Source organism: Micromonospora sp. RTBAU3-60 (genome assembly GCF_054963695.1).
The window spans coordinates 1-617 of sequence record NZ_JBUEGB010000208.1 but is presented as its reverse complement, the minus strand read 5'-3'; the positions used below and the strand labels follow the sequence as shown (position 1 = coordinate 617).

Here is a 617-nt window from a genome sequence, read left to right as displayed (position 1 = left end):
TGGAAACGCACCGATGAGCTGGCGTTCCTGAACGAGGTCAGCTCGGTGCCGTTGCAGCAGACGTTGCGGCATCTGCAGGCCGGGTTCGTGGCGTTCTGGGACAAGCGGGCCCGGTACCCGCGGTTCAAGTCCAAGCGCAAATCCAGGGCGTCGGCGGAGTACACCCGCTCCGCGTTCCGCTGGCGTGACGGCCGGCTCACCCTGGCCAAGATGGCCGCCCCGCTGAACATCGTGTGGTCGCGGCCCCTGCCCGAAGGGGCAGAACCCTCCACGGTCACCGTCTCGCGGGACGCTGCCGGCCGCTGGTTCGTGTCCCTGCTGGTCGACGACCCCACGGTGACGCCCATGACTCCGGTCGATGCCGAGGTGGGTGTGGATGCGGGGATCACCAGTCTGCTCACCCTGTCCCACCCGATCCCCGGATTGAGCGACGAGCAGGGCAAGGTGGCCAACCCGCGGTACGGGCAGGCCGACCGGCGGAAGCTGGCCAAGGCGCAGCGGAACCTGGCCCGCAAACAGAAGGGCTCCGCGAACCGGGCGAAGGCCCGCCTGAAGGTGGCCCGCATTCATGCCCGTATCGCCGATCGGCGGCGGGATCACCTGCACAAGCTGACCAG

1 protein-coding gene is annotated in these 617 nt (G+C 68.9%); it reads left to right on the top strand.

The features are described 5' to 3' along the window. The coding region (locus ACY34I_RS40590; protein ID WP_462760863.1) for an RNA-guided endonuclease InsQ/TnpB family protein at positions 1–617 on the top strand (617 nt) is incomplete at both ends.